Below are 16,841 nucleotides of genomic sequence, written 5' to 3'. Positions count from 1 at the left end.
GGCATCAATAGTGTTCAAGAAAATGGCCGAAGAGCCCCCTCCCAACTAAATCCTAAAAAAGGAATTAGTGAAGCTTTCCGAGAAGCTTTCCGTTCGAATAAAGTCTCGAACCTGTTCCCTAGTCTTCGCACCAGCGGCAGAAATCAAACTATCCATATGGTTTGAAACTTTCTGGACATGCTCCGCGTACAAGTCGTTATCGAGTATGATAGCCATAACAGATTTTTGTACCGCAGAACGCTGCCTTGGATTCGCCTCAAGAAGGTTCGGCGTGTTCCAAAACTGACGGACTAAAGCATACAGGATAAAGAACTTATAAATGACATAAGTACGGGGCACCTTGGATGTGCGAACAAGGTAATCAAATTTGTATAAGGAAAGCGCTGCCATGTGATAGAGTTCGACACTGTGATCTCGCAAGAAAATCTTATCTGCAAACTCTTTGCGGATTCCCCTATGATCGCGTGCAGCGCGATTTGGTTGAAAAAAGAAGGCTGCGGCTGCGATCTTCATTAGATCGGACGGCTTCATAATCCGAGTTCGCTCTATTGCGACATCTCTATATTGATTGTCCCGTCGTTCGATGAGAATTCTCTCATCCCCATCCTGGCCAGAGCAATATATCTCAAGGTCTTTCATGAATGGGAGTAAGGCCCAAAACTGATCTTCTCGAACCTCATTTTGCTTGTTCGTTCCTACTATGATTTTGGCAATGAAGTCCGGATCAGAGCTTCCGATCAACCTGAGCGGCACGCTAATCTGGCTAGCACAATCAGGCGCTTGAGCAAGGATATTTGTAGTTTGGCAACCGTTGACTATTTGGTAATCCTCAATAGTAAACGTATCGCCTTTCCGGGCAATGGTTTTTGAAACCACTGTAATGCCGTTGTTTTTGAATACAAAAGACGACAGATCGCCTGCTTCAAGTTCGGCAAGTATTGATTTGTTTATCTCTGAGTTCGGATTGAAATCTCTGACGTTGTCATAGAATAGAGCGCGGTTTATATGACGCTCTCCCTGACTATCAGCTTCACCTAGAGCCATCTCCAAAATTTGGTCTGCGGTAACATAGCCGATATAGGCTTCTTCGATGTTATCGTGATCTGGAAGCGTCATATTTTTTGGAAAGCTAATCGATGCTTTCGATGAGTTTGTTGCCGCTCTGAACGCATCCTGAATGTCGCGGGCACCCAAACATAAAATGTCGATTGAACCAAATACATTGAGCGCCGCTAGCCGAGACCGGTTGCTTTGAATGAGAGTGCCGATTGCATCTGATATTTCCCCGGAACCAGTTGTGCAGAAATAGCACTTGAGGTCCGGATTTGACCTAGTTGCGGCTGCAAATACCTGATCGCGCGCACCAACCAGATCTTCGATCTGATCACCCTTCAAAAGTTCTAAGTCGGTGAAAAAGTCATAAACAGCATCAAGAAACTTCGAAATCTGCCCGTAGTCGAGGCCGTCCGACGTTTTGGACTGATACATATGGAAGGATCCGACGTGGTTCCTTCCAACTGAAAGTACAGACTCGGCCTCATCGGCGTCAACACACAGAGTACCTTGAACACTAATAGCAATCCCATCAATGCCAAACTCTTGGCCTCTCAGGTGGGCTCGAAATGGATCAATATTTTCGCCTAGAATGCCGTTTTCTACAGCAAAAATGGACATCACTTCGAAAAAATCACTGTCGTCACCTTTTTCGTGTACGTTAGCATTTTTGAAATCGTTGAGCTGAGCTCGAACAATTGGGTTCATTGCCATCAAAAATCATCCTAAATAAGTATGCTTCCACACGCTAAGCGGGAAATAGGCAAGACGACAAGTAGGTTCTAGCCTAGCTTGCGAGATTGACGCTAGGAAAGAACCATCCATTGGCTACCACAATCATTTTTTGGTTGGAGAGATCACACACGCACCGCTCGTCTGCTTCCCGCCCACCTTGCAGAAAGCATGGATCTCAGGATGCACCAAGATCGTGTCCGCTTTGGGCTGTTTCAGCCTCAAGACGCCGCCATGCATTGCAATTTTGCAGTGTCCGGTTTCTGCGCCTTGCTGCCGTTCTTGCTCTCAGAACCCGGCCTTCTTTAGACCCTCAACAAAATGCTGTGTGTCATCGGACAGGCGATCCGGTTGAACCTTCGCCCAGCGCGACAGGGAAAAATTCGGATGGACCGCGCGATGTTTGTCGGCGATTTGACGCGCCATATCCAGTTCGCCCTTATGGGCATAGCTGGCGGCCAGCACCCGCTGTCCTTCGGTGGGGTTGTTCATCTTGTTCACGCAAGAGATCACATCGTCATATCGCTTGAGGTTGTAATAGGCCCCGCCCAGATGCCAGAGGTACTGATCGGGGAAATAGGGGTTCAGGCGCATCGCCTGTTGCAGGTGTTGAATCGCGGTTTCGTTGTCGCCCCAATGGGCCAGCGCATCGGCGTAGTCAGAGTGCATATCCGCGTCATTGGGGTTCAACTGCAAGGCGCGCTTGTAGGATTCGATCGCCGCGTCATGCTCTTTCCGGTACAGCTGGACATAGCCCAGCTCTCCAAATCCGCGCGCATCTGTGGGGTCGAGTTCCACGGCGCGTTGGGCCAGCGAGAGCGCCTTGTCCAGCGCGCTGCCCGGATCTTCGGTCCAGGAATAGCGCCAATCGATGTTGAGCGTGCGCGACAAGGCCGCTGCAGCCCTTGCATATCCACCGTCACGTTCCAGTGCAGATTCGTAGCAATGCTGCGCCTTGCGGTTATCATTGCGCGTGTATTTGAAGATATGATGCTGCCCCTGCAGGACAGAGCCATAGGCCTGCAGGTCTGACGGTATCGACTGCACCATGCGCTGTTTCTCGTGCGACTCGATCATCACCGCCGTGGCCGCGACAATGCATTCGGTCACTTCATCCAGAATATCGAAGACATCGTCGAGCTTACGGTCGAATCTTTCGCCCCAGATTGTGCGCTCAGAATTTGCATCTATCAGCTCGGCGGTGATCCTGATCCGGCTGGACGAACGACGAACACTGCCGCGCGCGATATAACGCACATTCAGACGCCGGGCCGCCTCTTGCGGGGACATCGACTGGGTCTTGAAGAAGAAGGATGAATTCCGGGCAATGATGAACAGGTTCCGGAATTTCGACAGGTTCATGATGATGTCATCGGTCAGCCCTTCGGCAACCCAGCTGTCATCCTCACCCCCGCCCTGGCTGGCGAACGGCAGCACCGCGACCGAAGGGATATCGGGCCGTTCCAGCACCTCCAACTGCATTTCGGGGCGCAAGGTTGCGGCCATTGTGGCGCCTTCAACCTCGGTTCGTACACAGTAAGTGGCTACCGGAGACAGGATATTTTTAAGCTGCTTTGGCCCAAGAAATTCATAGCCATAGCGCAGGCGATTGCGGATCTGCTCATAGACGGCTGCGCTGACATACACCCGCTCAGGCTCGGCAATCTCTTGCAGGCGGGCGGCGATGTTGACGTTATCGCCGTGGATACCGCGTTCATCCATCAGCACTTCGCCCATGTGCACGCCTGCGCGGAACTTGATCTGCTGACCGTCCAGCCGCGTCTGATTATGCTCTGCCGCAATCCGGTGCAGTTCGATGCTGAATTCAACCGCGCTGGTGGCGGTATCAAAAAGGGCAAGAATGCCGTCACCGCGCACCTCGATGATCTTGCCCTGATATTTTATGCAGATGCCCTCAAGTTGGGACAGAAGAGATTTCAACGCATTGTACGTGTCCATCTCATTTTCACTCATCAGGCGGGAATAGCCGACAACATCGGCAAATAGCACCGCCCCAAGCTTTTGTTTAATTGATGGGTCCGAACCGGTCGTTTTCACTGATAGCACTCAATTGCGTAGTCTCGTCGAGGCCGACGAGAGCGTTTTAACAAAGTTTCAAACAAATTTCGCGTCATTTCATGAGTCAGCATTGCTTTCAGGCGGCCAGGACCAGCCTGTCGCGCCAAAGCTGACTACGATTTCACGGTCCAGTTCCTGTGCAAGCGCTGCCCGTCGTTCTGCCCAATCCTGTTGCAGTATCCCGACGACGACCATGTCGTGAAACTGCCCGTCAGCAAACCAGGCCTGCCTTAAGGTGCCTTCAACCTGACAGCCCAGTCGACTGATCAAATCGCGGCTGCCGAGATTGTCAGACCGATAATACGACGTGATCCGGTTCAGCCCCAATTGCTGGAACGCAAAATCCAGCATCAGAGCAACTGCCCGCACGGCCACACCCTGACGTCGCAAAGATTTTTCGACAAACACCGGAATTACCGCATCTCGGTTGAAAGGCGATATTGATTCGAGCCCGACCACCCCGACAGTTTCGCGATCATCGCTTTCAATCACGAACCAACATCTTTCATTCCTGCCCGAGACACCAACAGCATCGTCCCACGCATGTTCGGTTTGCATCAGATTCTGTGGAATACGCGTGGTCCTGTCGAACAGGGCAAGATCACGAACATCCTGAAACCAGCGGGCCACAATCTCAAGATCCGCCTTTTCCATGGGGCGCAGTTTGAACTGCCGGTGTGAGGTGTCGGGCAAGGGAAACGACCTCCGAATACAAAATGCAAAAATCTATTCGCGCGATACTAGCATAAAAATCTCAGAAACAAGAACGGGTTATTCACACAACCCACCGGTCAACTGCGGCCCCGCTGAACGGGGCGGTCGACATGGTCTGGCGAAGGATCAAATTGGGCGTATTTAGATCGGATCAGCGCTTCTCGGCGCGGATCAGGAAGATGTTGCGCAGGTAGATCGACAAACCCATCGACTGACCCAAAATAAACACCGGATCACGGCGATAGATCGCGTAGCTGAGCAATATAAGTCCACCGCCTATGGAAAGATACCAGAACGCCAACGGTATGACCGATTTCTTGGCGCGTTCGGACGTGATCCACTGAACAATGAAGCGGGCGCTGAACATCAGCTGCCCGGCCAGACCGATGAATACCCACAGGGCCTCGGTCGGGCTGTCGACGTGCAGAATTTCGAGAATGGTTTCTTTCACGGCCGATTCGCCTCGGTTGCCGAAACGGATTTGGCGCGTCGGGTCAGCCAGACGACGCCGAACAGATCCCAAATGCCAACAATAGCCCGCCCGAAATTGGTGTATTTTGACTGGCCTGTCATACGCTGCTGATGCGCCACGTCAACCAGCGCCACATTCCAACCGTAGGCTTTGAAAAGCGCTGGCAGATATCGGTGCATATGGTTGAAAAATGGAAGATCAAGAAAGGCTTGCGTTCGAAACGCTTTGAACCCGCAACCCGTATCACGGGTGCCGTCCTTCAGCATCCAGCCGCGCAAGGCATTCGCAAAACGCGAGGCGAGCTTTTTTGACGCGGTATCTTTCCGGCCAACCCGTTGTCCCGCCACAAGACCGACACTCGCATCACCGCCCGAGACCAGAGGGGCCCAAATCTTTGGCAGCTCTGCCGGAGGGTTCTGCCCGTCCCCGTCAAGCGTACAGCAGATATCTGCCCGCGCAGCCTTGACCCCAGAATGCACCGCCGCGCTTTGACCCCCGGCCGTTTTATGCTGGAGAATGCGCAACTGCGGGCAATCCGCCTGCATTGCCTTAAGCGCCTCATAGGTTCCGTCGGTCGACCCATCATCCACCGCGATGATCTCAAATTCGGGCAGGTCGGATGCCGCGTCACAGATCCCTTTCACAAGATCGGGCACCGCACCCTGTTCATTGTGCATCGGAATCACAACCGAAACAGCGGGTCGGCTATCAGCACTGGCATCGGATTCTGCACGCATTGAAATAAACTCTTGTTGAGTCAGTCACATGGGCTTTTGATTGATCGTCAGTAAAAATTCAAGTGGCGACCGCAAGGAAAGCCAATGATCAGCGCAACTTTGCGGAACCCCTGCGCAGCCCGACAATCGGTTCGGACGCCGTGCACTGGCTGTGACAAGCGGATCGATATCAACCGTCCACCAAAGCCTGCGCCAACATGTCTATTCCGAAACGACTTTGACCCCGGTTGCCGACCAGTAGACAAGACCTTCGACCGCTGTTGGTTCTGTCGAAAGCCCATCAAGTTCGGGCGCAAGCTGCTCAAGCTCGGCTATCGTGCAAAGACCCCGCAGCGGGCCAGTCGTGTAGTCGAATTTTTCCAGATACCGCTGCAATTCCAGCCTGCGCAGGTAAATGAAGCGCTGACCGTTTGAGGCATAAACTGACGCCGCACCAGGCGGAACCCGCATTTTTCGGTCACTTGCACAGATCAGCAGTGTTTCATCAGGCTGCAGCATGTCTCCAAGCGGCTTCAGGAGTTCTGATTCAGGCACACCCAGACGCACGCGACCCTGGCCAAGATCCGTGGCCACACGATCTTTGAGCGGCCCGCCCGCGAAGAAGCACAAGACCAGCGCAACGCCCATTCCAACCCATTGCAGGCGTTTGACGGAAAACAGCAGGCCTGTTGCCCCAACCATCAACATCGGGAGGATAAGCAACGTGTATCTTGCATATACTTTGCCCGATGCAGCCCACATCATGATGACAAAAAATACCGCTATTCCGGTCGCAACGTACAGCTTGGGGCGTTTCTGCAGGAAGGGAAGCGCGCAAAGGCCGACAAAGCCGATCAAACGGAGCCACGGCTCACCCGTGAGGATCAGATCATAGAGTTTTCCCAAGCCCCGGTCGCTGAGCGACGGGCGAAAACGGTCCAGCATCTCGCCCTTGATGTTGCCATCCAGCGAGCCATCAAAAAGAAAGCGGAGTTCCTGCAGTATCGGCCAGGCAAAGGCCAGCGGGACCGATATCGCCAGCATCCGCCGAAACTTTTTGTTTCGCCAGATTTCGATCGGCGGTTCGGGTTGCCATTTTCGGGTTATCTTCAGTGTCAGAAAGGCCAATGCAAGAAAGGCCAGCGGTGTCGGGCTTTTCTGTAACGCGGCCAAAACGATGGTTGCACCAAATAGGGGCCAGTATTTTGGCCTTTCAAACGCCGCGATCAATGCCGCGATGCTGAGGGTCGAGAAAAATACAGCCCCCATATCCAGCATCGCAGAGGTGGCGTGTTGCCAGAACTGCAGCGAACTGGCCACCATCAGAACCGGGGGCAACATGGCCCAAGGGCTTAGCGGGATCATGACCCGCGCCAGCACCGCAGTCGCCAACAGAACACCCAGCGCAAAAATCATCGAAGGCAATCGCAAGGCCAGAATGTCCGCAACCCCGAATTCCATCAGCAGCGCCGACATCCAATATTGCATGGGCGGCTTTTTCAAACTGGGCGCATTGTTGGAATACACCGCCAGCCAGTCGTCATTTCTGGCGAACCCTGTACTGCGGTCATAGGTGTAGAATTCATCATAATGATAGATGTGGCCGACCCCGAGGTCATTCAGATGCCATGCCCACACGACGAAAATCACCAGTGCAGTGATGAAATAGGGAAGCGAAGTTTTCCAGTTCAAGGCGTTGCTGGTCATGCTGTTTTTCAGTTCCATCGCGCGATTGCGGGTCTCTGGCAATGCCCTTGTCAGGCCAGACAGGGTGCCGCTGTTCGATCTGCGTCACCTATTGCGAGACCTTCGTAAGGGCAAGGCATTTGTTCGCCTCACCACAGCCAGAAAGTTCGCGAAAATCTGGCGACCCCGGCAGGATTCGAACCTGCAACCTGCCCCTTAGGAGGGGGCTGCTCTATCCAGTTGAGCCACGGGGCCGCGCAACGTTTTTTCTAGCGGGGTTTTTTCGGCTTGTCATGGGCTTTGCACAACAGTTGAACAGTTTACCCTGTTCACGCTACCATCGGGGAAACTAACAATGCAGGTATCCCCGGTGACAACAGAAACTAAACGCCCGCTTACCCTTCGCGATGTCTCGGAAGCGTCCGGAGTGTCCGAAATGACGGTCAGCCGGGTGCTGCGCAATCGCGGCGATGTGTCCGATGCCACCCGAACCCGCGTTCTGGCTGCAGCGAAGGAGCTGGGGTATGTGCCTAACAAGATCGCGGGCGCGTTGGCATCAAGCCGCGTGAACCTCGTGGCGGTGATCATACCGTCGCTGTCGAATATGGTATTCCCCGAGGTGCTGACCGGTATCAATCAGGTGCTGGAAGATACAGAGCTGCAGCCGGTGGTCGGCGTCACAGATTACTTGCCCGAAAAGGAAGAAAAGGTTCTGTACGAGATGCTCTCGTGGCGGCCGTCGGGCGTGATCATTGCCGGGCTGGAGCATACGGAAGCCGCGCGCGCCATGCTGGATTCTGCCGGAATTCCGGTGGTCGAGATCATGGACACTGACGGAAAGCCCGTCGATGCGATGGTGGGGATTTCACACCGTCGCGCCGGGCGCGAGATGGCGCAGGCGATCCTGAAGGCAGGATATGAGCATATCGGCTTTATGGGCACCAAGATGCCTCTGGACCACCGCGCCCGGAAGCGGTTCGAAGGCTTTACCGAAGTGCTCGGCAAGCATGGAATTGAGATCGAGGATCGCGAGTTCTATTCAGGTGGCTCGGCACTGGCGAAGGGGCGTGAGATGACGCAGGCCATGCTGGAACGCTCACCCGAGTTGGATTTTCTGTATTATTCCAACGACATGATAGGTGCGGGCGGGCTGCTGTATCTGCTGGATCAAGGCATTGATATCCCGGGTCAGATCGGATTGGCCGGGTTCAACAATGTAGAGCTGCTGCAAGGCCTGCCGCGCAAGCTGGCCACAATGGACGCTTGCCGGACCGAGATCGGACGCACTGCTGCTGAAATCATCGCGGCCAAGCTGGTCGATCCGGAATCGGATGTTGAAACCCGCGTCACCCTGACCCCCAAGATCAGCTTTGGCGATACACTGAAGCGGCGTTAAAGCCCGATGGCACTGCAACGATTGGATAACCGTGCAGCGCGGGCACTGTTCATGGATCGCCATGCATTGCTGGAACAGCCCACCGGAAGCTCCAAGGGCGATGACCTGCTGCATCTGATTCATCGCCTGGGGTTTGTGCAGCTTGACAGTATCAACACAGTTGCACGCGCCCACGACATGATCCTCTATGCGCGGCGGCCCAGCTATCGCGCGCGTCATCTCAAGCGACTTTACGAGCGTGACCGGGCGCTGTTCGAGCATTGGACACATGACGCCGCAGTCATTCCGATGGAATTTTATCGCCATTGGCATCTGCGATTTCTGCGCGATGCCGATATGTTGAAAGCACGCTGGAAAAACTGGCGGCGTGACGGGTTTGAGCAAAAGTTCGACACTGTTCTGAACCATATCCGCGATCATGGGCCCGTCGGATCGTCCGATGTGGGCAAGGACGAAAAGAAGGGCTCGGGCGGTTGGTGGGATTGGCATCCATCAAAAACAGCGCTGGAGTATCTTTGGCGGTCCGGGGCTCTTACGGTGGTTGGGCGCGACGGGTTTCAAAAGCGATACGATCTGACCGAGCGGGTGATCGAAACCCAGCTTTGCCCCGGCAACATACCCTGCGACACAGATCAGACCGTGGATTGGCTGTGTAGTTCAGCGCTCGATCGGCTGGGCTTTGCAACCTCGGGTGAGCTGGCCGCTTTTTGGGATACCGTCAGCGCAGCCGAAGCGAAAACGTGGTGCGAACAGGCCCTGACAAAGGGCGAAATTGAAGAAATTGCCGTGGTTTGTGCGGATGGGAAGGATCGCAAAGTCTTTGCCCGACCCGGTATTTGTGAACAAGCCGCAGCGCTGCCCAGTGCGCCGGGCCGGATCAGGATTCTCAGCCCGTTTGATCCCATGTTGCGTGACCGTAACCGAGCCGAGCGCTTGTTTGGGTATCACTATCGCATCGAAGTGTTCGTGCCCGAACCTAAGCGCGTCTATGGTTATTATGTCTTCCCGATGATGGAAGGGGACCGGCTGATCGGGCGCATCGACATGAAGGCGCACCGTGATCGCGGCGTGTTGCATATTCGTGCAGTGTGGCCTGAACGGTCCATCCGCTGGTCCGACGCAAGAACCCGGCGTCTGGAGGCCGAGCTTGACCGGGTTCGACGATTCGCTGATCTGAGCGATATTGAGTTTGCCGACCAATGGCTAAAAGACCCTAAGTAGAGCCTAATCTTCGATTTCGTGAAGTTCGCCCAGAAGGTTCAACAGCAGCTCGTGCCGCTCGGCCCCCATCAAGGCACGGGTATGTTCCGCCAGCTGCAACATTTCCTGCAGGTTGGTATGGATTATCTGCAGACCGTCATTTGTGATTTCAACAATTTGGCGACGCCTGTCTTGTGTATCTGCGCGCCGGATGATCAGCTTCTTGTCTTCCAGCTTTTTCAAGATCCGAGTCAGGCTGGGAAGAAGCAGACAGGCGCGTTCAGCGATCTGCGTGGGTTCTTGCGCGCCTTCTTCTTGCAAGACCCGCAGAACGCGCCACTGCTGTTCGGTAACGCCCACGTCGCTTAGCACGCCACGTATAGGGCCCATCACCTTTTCGCGCGCGCGCAATAAGGCAATCGGCAACGATCGAGATGTCAAAGGTAAAGTCTTCACCATAAGGGAATTTTCGCGCAACTTTCTTTGTTTCGCAATAGATTGATGGATCTTCCGAATTCGTAGCACTAGATTTTAGTTAACTTGTTCAATAAAATGATCTAGTCGGGCCGCACGACAGCAGGTTGACCAAAAGGAGATGATGATGAACTGGGACGAGTTTTCCGATTGGGGCAAGAAAGCCGCCGAATGGGCGCAAGACTATCACCTGACCGTAGGCGAAAGACCTGTTCGTGCCCAGACAGAACCCGGTGATATCCTGAACGCATTGCCCGCACATCCTCCTGAAAAAGGTGAAGCGATTGAGGATATCTTTCGTGATTTCGAGCAAATCGTCATGCCCGGGATCACCCATTGGCAACATCCCCGATTTTTTGCCTATTTCAACGCCAACGCTTCGGCCCCGTCTGTGCTGGCCGAGTTTCTAACCAGCGCCATCGCGCCACAATGCATGTTGTGGCAAACTTCACCCGCCGCGACCGAGATGGAAACGCGGATGATGGAGTGGCTGCGCGATGCGCTGGACCTGCCCGTTGAATTTGCCGGCGTCATTCAGGATTCCGCCTCGTCGGCGACGCTGGCTGCGGTACTGACCATGCGCGAAAAGGCAACGAAGTGGCAGGGTAACAGCCAGGGTCTGTTCGGTCAGAAACCGCTGCGCGTTTACTGTTCGTCCGAGGTGCACACATCGGTCGACCGTGCCATTTGGGTGGCTGGGTTTGGACAGGACAATCTGGTGCGCATCCCGGTTCAGGGCGATTGGCGCGGGATGGATCCCGAGGCACTTGAGGCAGCAATTTTGTCCGATTTAGACTCTGGTTATCAACCATCAGGCGTGATTCTGTGTGTCGGTGGAACCGGAACAGGCGCGACCGATCCAGTAGATCGCTGCCTTGAAGTCGCGCGGAAATACAACCTCTATACCCATGTCGATGCAGCCTGGGCCGGGTCGGCCATGATTTGCCCAGAATATCGCCATTACTGGCCCGGGATCGATCAGGCTGACAGCATCGTCTTCAATCCACACAAATGGCTCGGCGTACAATTCGATTGCTGCGCGCATTTTCTGAAAAACCCCGATGATCTGGTGCGCACGCTAGCAATCAGCCCGGAATACCTGAAAACCCATGGGAAGGACGGAATAATCAATTATTCGGAATGGTCGGTCCCGCTGGGCCGTCGGTTCCGGGCGCTGAAGCTGTGGTTCGTCATCAGAAACTACGGGCTGGAGGGATTGCGCGAGCGGCTGCGCAATCACGTCAACTGGTCCGTTGCTTTGCATGACCGGTTGGGAGCCGAACCAGATTTCCAAATCGTCACACCGCCGATGTGGTCGCTGTGGACATTCCGCTATGCGCCTGCGGGCGCTACTGACCTGGACGAACTGAACCTGCGATTGGTGAATGCGATCAACGATGACGGGCGGATCTACCTGACCCAAACCCGGGTGGATGGAGATATGGTGATCCGCTTTCAGGCCGGTCAGTTCGAAACCACCGAACAAGATGTCATGATGGCCTATGACGTGATCACCGAGATCGCGCGCCGCCTTAGGCACGCATGACAGCGGCGGCCTGTGCATAGCCGCCCGAGGCCCCGTCAACGAAATGCACATGGTCATCGCGCATGGCCGAGGGGACAAAGCAGGTCATCATCGCTTCTTGCTGGGCATGCAGGCCGTATCGGATTTTACCTTTTGACTGTGCGTCTTCCAGCATTCGGGTGATCTGGTCCAATGTGGCCGGATCACAATCCAATGTCATTTTCAGCCCGTCATCGAACTTGCGGAAATCGGCGTTGCGGCTCACCATCTCTTTGTAGTGGTTGGGTTCGAACTGCCCCAAGCGCATCCCGGTTTTGAATAGCAAACCGATCAACATGTTCCCGATCATCAGACGTATCTTCTGCATGAGCAAATTGCGCCCAGCGCGTGAGACATGGGCATCGAGGTCTGCACCGGGAGGTGGCCAACTCATCGGGGGACCCTTGAGTGGAACCGGGTGACCGGCACGTTCCAACCCCTCGGCGACAGACAGCACAGATTGGGTCAGATTGGCAAAATCTGCTTCGTTAGACTCTGATGTTGGCTGAATTACCAGTGACACGATTTGACCGTGTCGGGCCGGGCTGTTGGACCAGCGGCAGGACAGGCCGGTCAGATCGGGCTGCGCGTCTGGCCCAGCCGGTTGGATGGTAAAGGTCCCGGATTTCATCTGTGCCTCAGCCCATGCCAAACCACCGCCCGTAAACATCGCATAATCAACCCCGGTAGAGGGCGCAAAGCGCGCGACACGCAGATCGCGACCAGCGGCGCGGATATCGGACACGGAAACCAGCGCTGCACGCAGCGTGATCGCGAACTCTGTTTCGGCCCAACTTTGCAATGCCGCCAGTGTTTCCCGAGCGGCATCGGCATCTTCCCCCGGCACAGCAAACCCAGCGCCATCGCCGCCGAAGACATAAGGAAACACCCGCCCGCCCAGCGCGTTGATCATGCCCGAGATCACAGCCGCACCGACCATGTTCACCGTCTTATAGCGACCCCTTGCGATCTCTCCGGTCGAATCCACGATATCGGCAACTCCCAGGATCCACGTATCTGGCAGGGGTGTGAACTGGGCAGGGTCGCTGAGGCGCAGGAAGTCGTTCGAAATGGGAACGGAGTCATAAAATAAAGAGTCTAAGGGGGGCATGGCGCTCTCTGAAAATCCAAAACTGTTTACAAGATAGCCCAAACCCGAAAGATGTCTGCCCCTTTCGAAACCTCGCATGCGCTTGTGCGGCGCTGCACGACGTGCAAAGCATCGCAGACGGGCATTCGGGCAAAGGGGCAGCATATGCAGGCAGGGTTGGTAGTATTATGTCTGGCTTATGTCCTCAGCCAGTTTTTTCGCGCTTTTCTGGCCGTGCTGACGACCGATCTGGGCAGGGATATCGGGGCCACGCCCGAAGACCTCGCCTTTGCGTCGGGTCTTTGGTTTCTGCTTTTTGCTGCGATGCAGATTCCGGTGGGGTGGGCGCTGGATCGGGTGGGGCCAAGGCGCAGCTCGGCCCTTTTGCTGTTGATCGGTGGCGCGGGTGGGGCAGGCCTGTTCGCTGTCGCCACAACACCGTTTCATGTGGCGCTGGCCATGGCACTGATCGGGGTTGGCTGTTCACCCGTCCTGATGGCGTCCTACTATATCTTTGCCCGAGAGTTTCCGCCTGCCAAATTCGCCACACTCGCCGCCGTCATGCTGGGCGTGGGGTCTGTCGGCAATCTGGTAGCCTCGTACCCGACGGCGCTGGCGGTCGAATTGATGGGATGGCGCGCCACGCTGGCGGGGCTTGCGATCATCTCGGGCGTGGTCGCGGCGGGTATTTGGCTAACCGTGCATGACCCGAAACGCGTCGAGACCGAGCAGAAGGGATCGGTTCTGGATCTGCTGAAGGAACCGGCGCTGTGGGCGATTCTGCCACTGATGTTGGTGGCCTATGCGCCCTCTGCCGCATTGCGCGGGCTCTGGGCCGGGCCGTATTTTCGCGATGTCTTCAACCTCAGCACGGCACAGATCGGTCAGGCGACGCTGATCATGGGGGCCGCGATGATTGCGGGCACATTTGCTTACGGGCCGTTGGATCGCATCTTCAAGACGCGCAAATGGGTGATTTTTAGTGGCAACGCCTTGGGCGCAGTTGCCTTGGTGTTGCTTTGCCTATGGATCGACGCAGGCGTCTGGCTTTCAATTCTGTTGCTTGCTGTCATCGGGTTTCTAGGCGCCAGCTTTCCGGTCATCATGGCCCATGGGCGCGCCTTCATTCCGGCGCATCTAGTTGGGCGGGGCGTTACGTTGTTGAACCTGTTTGGCATCGGCGGCGCTGGTCTGGCGCAATTTGCCACTGGGCGCATCCATGCGGCCAGCGCCGGGATTGGCCCCACTGCGCCCTATACGGCAATCTTCGGCTTTTTCGCCGCCACCCTTGCCATTGGCTGCGTGATCTATCTATTCAGTCGGGACAGCGTGGACTGAAACATCCGGAGGCCGCCCGTGCAGGACATTGAGGTGATTGCGCCCAATCTGAAGCATTCCCTGTCGGGCGTGACAACCACGGTGATCCGGCTGTTGCCGATCCAAGACAAAATGATCGGCATACGCGCCACCGGCCCCGGCCTGCCGGATGATTTACCCCATATCAGACTCTGGAAACTGCTGTTCCTGCCTAATCGCAAACGGGTCTGGCATGCGCGGCGGAATACCGAGATGTTGATGGGTCTGATCCTGCGTTCGGTTTTCAGGCGCAACTACAAACTGCTGTTCACCTCCGCTGCGCAGCGCGATCATTCCGGATTTACGAAACGGCTGATCTCTAAAATGGATGCGCTGATCGCCACGACGCCTCAGGCGGCTTCATTTCTGGAGCATCCCGCAACCGTTATCATGCATGGCGTCAATACCGAGCTGTTCCACCCATCTGATAACAAACACGCCCTGCGCCAAAAGCTTGGTCTGCCTGAGGGGCTGCTGATCGGCTGTTTTGGCCGCATCCGCCCTCAGAAAGGGGTCGACCTGCTGGTTGAGGCGGCGCTACAGGTTCTGCCCAACCACGCGGATGCCCATGTGATCTTCACCGGGCGCGCCACCAAAGAGTTCGAGGCATTTCAGGCCGAGCAGATACAAAAGCTGCAAGACGCCGGTCTTGGCGATCGAGTGCATTTTCTGGGAGAGCGCCCCTGGGATGAGATTGTCGAAACCTACCGCGCGCTTGATCTGTTTGTCGCCCCTGCGCGGCACGAAGGGTTCGGCCTGACCCCGCTTGAGGCGATGGCATCGGGCGTTCCCGCCATTGCCTGTCACGGGGTCGGCGCGTTCAGTGCGCAGATCAAAGATGGTGAGACCGGACGGCTGGTTGAAAAAGACAACGCAGCAGCGTTGGCCGGGGCGCTGGAGGATATGCTGCAGGACCGCGCAGCACTCGCCGCTGCGGGTCAAGCCGCGCGCGCGCATGTCGAACAAAATTTTCGAATCGAAGGCGAAGCGCAGGCCATTGTAAAGGTCTATCGGCACCTTCTGGACGCGGACTAGCCCCCGGCAACCGTGACAAATCGGTGTGAGCGGGCGAAATATGCCCAAAAGCCCTTTTTTCTTCGCTGCATCGCGGCTATGAACGCGCGTCCTTAACTTTGGAGACATGAAATGGGCTATCGCGTCGTAGTCGTCGGCGCCACGGGTAACGTGGGCCGCGAAATGCTGAACATCCTGGCAGAACGCCAGTTCCCCGTCGATGAACTTGCCGCTCTGGCAAGCCGTCGCTCGCTGGGTACCGAGGTGACTTTTGGCGACAAGACACTCACGACCAAAGACCTGGACACGTTCGATTTCACCGGCTGGGACATGGCGCTGTTTGCCGTGGGCTCCGAGGCCACCAAAGTGTACGCCCCCAAGGCGGCGGCCGCAGGCTGCGTGGTAATCGATAACTCATCGCTTTATCGCTATGACCCGGACATTCCGCTGATCGTGCCGGAATGTAACCCCGAGGCGATCCACGGCTACAAGAACAAGAACATCATCGCCAACCCCAACTGCTCGACCGCGCAGATGGTTGTTGCGCTGAAACCGCTGCATGATCGCGCGCGCATCAAACGCGTTGTTGTGTCGACCTATCAGTCAGTGTCGGGTTCCGGCAAAGAGGGCATGGATGAGCTTTGGGATCAGACCAAGGCCATCTACAACCCTACGACTGAAGTTGAACCGAAAAAGTTCCAGAAACAGATCGCCTTCAACGTCATTCCGCAGATCGACGTCTTCATGGAAGACGGCTCGACCAAGGAAGAGTGGAAGATGGTTGTCGAGACCAAAAAGATCGTCGATCCGTCGATCAAGGTCACCGCAACCTGCGTCCGCGTACCAGTATTCGTTGGCCACTCCGAGGCTGTGAACATCGAGTTCGAAGAGTTCCTGGACGAAGACGAAGCCCGCGATATCCTGCGCGAAGCACCCGGCATCATGGTGATCGACAAGCGTGAGGACGGCGGCTATGTCTCGCCCATCGAATGCGCGGGCGATTTCGCCACCTTCATCAGCCGCATCCGTCAGGATTCGACCATCGAGAATGGTATCAACCTGTGGTGCGTCAGTGACAACCTGCGCAAGGGTGCCGCCCTGAACGCCGTTCAGATCGCCGAGCTGCTGGGCCGTGAGGTTCTGAAGAAGGGTTGAGGCCCGAACCGTAATCTCTGACCAAGTAAACCCCGCTGCACCGCCAGTGGGGTTTATTGTTTTTTCAATAGGCGGAGTAATCAGAGCGCAAAGCGACTCTTTTTGGTATTTGAAGAGCCGAGCACTACGAATGGCGGCAT

14 protein-coding genes and 1 tRNA gene are annotated in these 16,841 nt (G+C 55.6%); 6 read left to right on the top strand and 9 right to left on the bottom strand.

All coding sequences use genetic code 11. The features are described 5' to 3' along the window. Window positions 1–45 precede the first annotated feature (45 nt). The 7 genes from Q1B46_RS14995 to Q1B46_RS14965 form a co-directional block, all read right to left on the bottom strand. Window positions 46–1,767, bottom strand: a complete 1,722-nt coding sequence (locus Q1B46_RS14995) for an AIPR family protein (protein WP_299949153.1) — start codon at window positions 1,765–1,767, stop codon at window positions 46–48. 306 nt (window positions 1,768–2,073) lie between these two features. Continuing rightward, window positions 2,074–3,843 (bottom strand): adenylate/guanylate cyclase domain-containing protein, encoded by a 1,770-nt coding sequence (locus tag Q1B46_RS14990; RefSeq protein WP_299949152.1) that lies wholly within the window; start codon window positions 3,841–3,843, stop codon window positions 2,074–2,076. Between the two features lie 78 nt (window positions 3,844–3,921). After that, window positions 3,922–4,557 carry a GNAT family protein gene (locus tag Q1B46_RS14985; protein ID WP_299949151.1) on the bottom strand — a complete coding sequence of 212 codons (636 nt, stop codon included), beginning with the start codon at window positions 4,555–4,557 and terminating at the stop codon, window positions 3,922–3,924. A gap of 172 nt (window positions 4,558–4,729) precedes the next feature. After that, a complete protein-coding gene (locus Q1B46_RS14980; RefSeq protein WP_299661471.1) occupies window positions 4,730–5,029 on the bottom strand; it encodes a lipid-A-disaccharide synthase N-terminal domain-containing protein in 300 nt (99 codons plus the stop codon). Further along, the gene (locus Q1B46_RS14975; RefSeq protein ID WP_299949150.1) at window positions 5,026–5,787 is read right to left on the bottom strand and encodes a glycosyltransferase family 2 protein; all 762 of its coding nucleotides are present in this window, start codon (window positions 5,785–5,787) and stop codon (window positions 5,026–5,028) included. The genes Q1B46_RS14980 and Q1B46_RS14975 overlap by 4 nt, the downstream gene beginning before the upstream one ends. 201 nt (window positions 5,788–5,988) lie before the next feature. After that, complete coding sequence (locus tag Q1B46_RS14970) at window positions 5,989–7,473, bottom strand: glycosyltransferase family 39 protein (RefSeq protein WP_299949149.1); 1,485 nt, start codon at window positions 7,471–7,473, stop codon at window positions 5,989–5,991. A gap of 157 nt (window positions 7,474–7,630) precedes the next feature. After that, a tRNA-Arg gene (locus Q1B46_RS14965) sits at window positions 7,631–7,707 on the bottom strand. Window positions 7,708–7,822: 115 nt separating this feature from the next. On the opposite strand from Q1B46_RS14965, the gene Q1B46_RS14960 reads away from it, so the two are divergent. Both Q1B46_RS14960 and Q1B46_RS14955 read left to right on the top strand, forming a co-directional pair. Further along, on the top strand, window positions 7,823–8,848 hold the full coding sequence (locus Q1B46_RS14960; RefSeq protein WP_299949402.1) for a LacI family DNA-binding transcriptional regulator: 1,026 nt from the start codon (window positions 7,823–7,825) through the stop codon (window positions 8,846–8,848). Between the two features lie 6 nt (window positions 8,849–8,854). Next, window positions 8,855–10,069: a crosslink repair DNA glycosylase YcaQ family protein gene (locus Q1B46_RS14955; RefSeq protein ID WP_299949148.1), complete on the top strand. Its 1,215-nt coding sequence runs from the start codon at window positions 8,855–8,857 to the stop codon at window positions 10,067–10,069. A gap of 3 nt (window positions 10,070–10,072) precedes the next feature. Here the strand turns inward: Q1B46_RS14955 and hpaR are convergent, their stop codons facing one another. Beyond that, the gene (gene hpaR / locus Q1B46_RS14950) at window positions 10,073–10,507 is read right to left on the bottom strand and encodes a homoprotocatechuate degradation operon regulator HpaR (protein ID WP_299949147.1); all 435 of its coding nucleotides are present in this window, start codon (window positions 10,505–10,507) and stop codon (window positions 10,073–10,075) included. Window positions 10,508–10,649: 142 nt separating this feature from the next. On the opposite strand from hpaR, the gene Q1B46_RS14945 reads away from it, so the two are divergent. Beyond that, a complete protein-coding gene (locus Q1B46_RS14945) occupies window positions 10,650–12,068 on the top strand; it encodes a pyridoxal-dependent decarboxylase (RefSeq protein ID WP_299949146.1) in 1,419 nt (472 codons plus the stop codon). On the opposite strand, the gene Q1B46_RS14940 is transcribed toward Q1B46_RS14945, so the two are convergent. Beyond that, complete coding sequence (locus Q1B46_RS14940) at window positions 12,055–13,197, bottom strand: DUF3095 domain-containing protein (RefSeq protein WP_299949145.1); 1,143 nt, start codon at window positions 13,195–13,197, stop codon at window positions 12,055–12,057. The genes Q1B46_RS14945 and Q1B46_RS14940 overlap by 14 nt on opposite strands. 144 nt (window positions 13,198–13,341) lie before the next feature. On the opposite strand from Q1B46_RS14940, the gene Q1B46_RS14935 reads away from it, so the two are divergent. The 3 genes from Q1B46_RS14935 to Q1B46_RS14925 all read left to right on the top strand — a co-directional run bounded on the left by Q1B46_RS14935 (window position 13,342) and on the right by Q1B46_RS14925 (window position 16,701). Continuing rightward, window positions 13,342–14,514, top strand: coding sequence for an MFS transporter (locus Q1B46_RS14935; RefSeq protein WP_299949144.1), 1,173 nt, complete (start codon window positions 13,342–13,344; stop codon window positions 14,512–14,514). Between the two features lie 18 nt (window positions 14,515–14,532). Further along, entirely contained in the window at window positions 14,533–15,567 is a 1,035-nt protein-coding gene (locus Q1B46_RS14930; RefSeq protein WP_299949143.1) for a glycosyltransferase family 4 protein, read from the top strand. Between the two features lie 111 nt (window positions 15,568–15,678). Further along, window positions 15,679–16,701 (top strand): aspartate-semialdehyde dehydrogenase, encoded by a 1,023-nt coding sequence (locus Q1B46_RS14925; RefSeq protein WP_299949142.1) that lies wholly within the window; start codon window positions 15,679–15,681, stop codon window positions 16,699–16,701. Window positions 16,702–16,841 lie beyond the last annotated feature (140 nt).

Source organism: uncultured Ruegeria sp. (assembly GCF_947500045.1).
GTDB lineage: Bacteria > Pseudomonadota > Alphaproteobacteria > Rhodobacterales > Rhodobacteraceae > Ruegeria.
The sequence above is the reverse complement of the archived record's forward strand: the minus strand, read 5'-3'. Positions and strand labels throughout refer to the sequence as shown.

Excerpts from the sequence above, each read along its gene's own strand:
- Q1B46_RS14945 (WP_299949146.1), top strand. The coding sequence starts at position 10,650 with ATGAACTGGGACGAGTTTTCCGATTGGGGCAAGAAAGCCGCCGAATGG.
- Q1B46_RS14935 (WP_299949144.1), top strand. The coding sequence starts at position 13,342 with ATGCAGGCAGGGTTGGTAGTATTATGTCTGGCTTATGTCCTCAGCCAG.
- Q1B46_RS14940 (WP_299949145.1), bottom strand. The coding sequence starts at position 13,197 with ATGCCCCCCTTAGACTCTTTATTTTATGACTCCGTTCCCATTTCGAAC.
- Q1B46_RS14995 (WP_299949153.1), bottom strand. The coding sequence starts at position 1,767 with ATGGCAATGAACCCAATTGTTCGAGCTCAGCTCAACGATTTCAAAAAT.
- Q1B46_RS14970 (WP_299949149.1), bottom strand. The coding sequence starts at position 7,473 with ATGACCAGCAACGCCTTGAACTGGAAAACTTCGCTTCCCTATTTCATC.
- Q1B46_RS14925 (WP_299949142.1), top strand. The coding sequence starts at position 15,679 with ATGGGCTATCGCGTCGTAGTCGTCGGCGCCACGGGTAACGTGGGCCGC.
- Q1B46_RS14955 (WP_299949148.1), top strand. The coding sequence starts at position 8,855 with ATGGCACTGCAACGATTGGATAACCGTGCAGCGCGGGCACTGTTCATG.
- Q1B46_RS14975 (WP_299949150.1), bottom strand. The coding sequence starts at position 5,787 with ATGCGTGCAGAATCCGATGCCAGTGCTGATAGCCGACCCGCTGTTTCG.
- hpaR (WP_299949147.1), bottom strand. The coding sequence starts at position 10,507 with ATGGTGAAGACTTTACCTTTGACATCTCGATCGTTGCCGATTGCCTTA.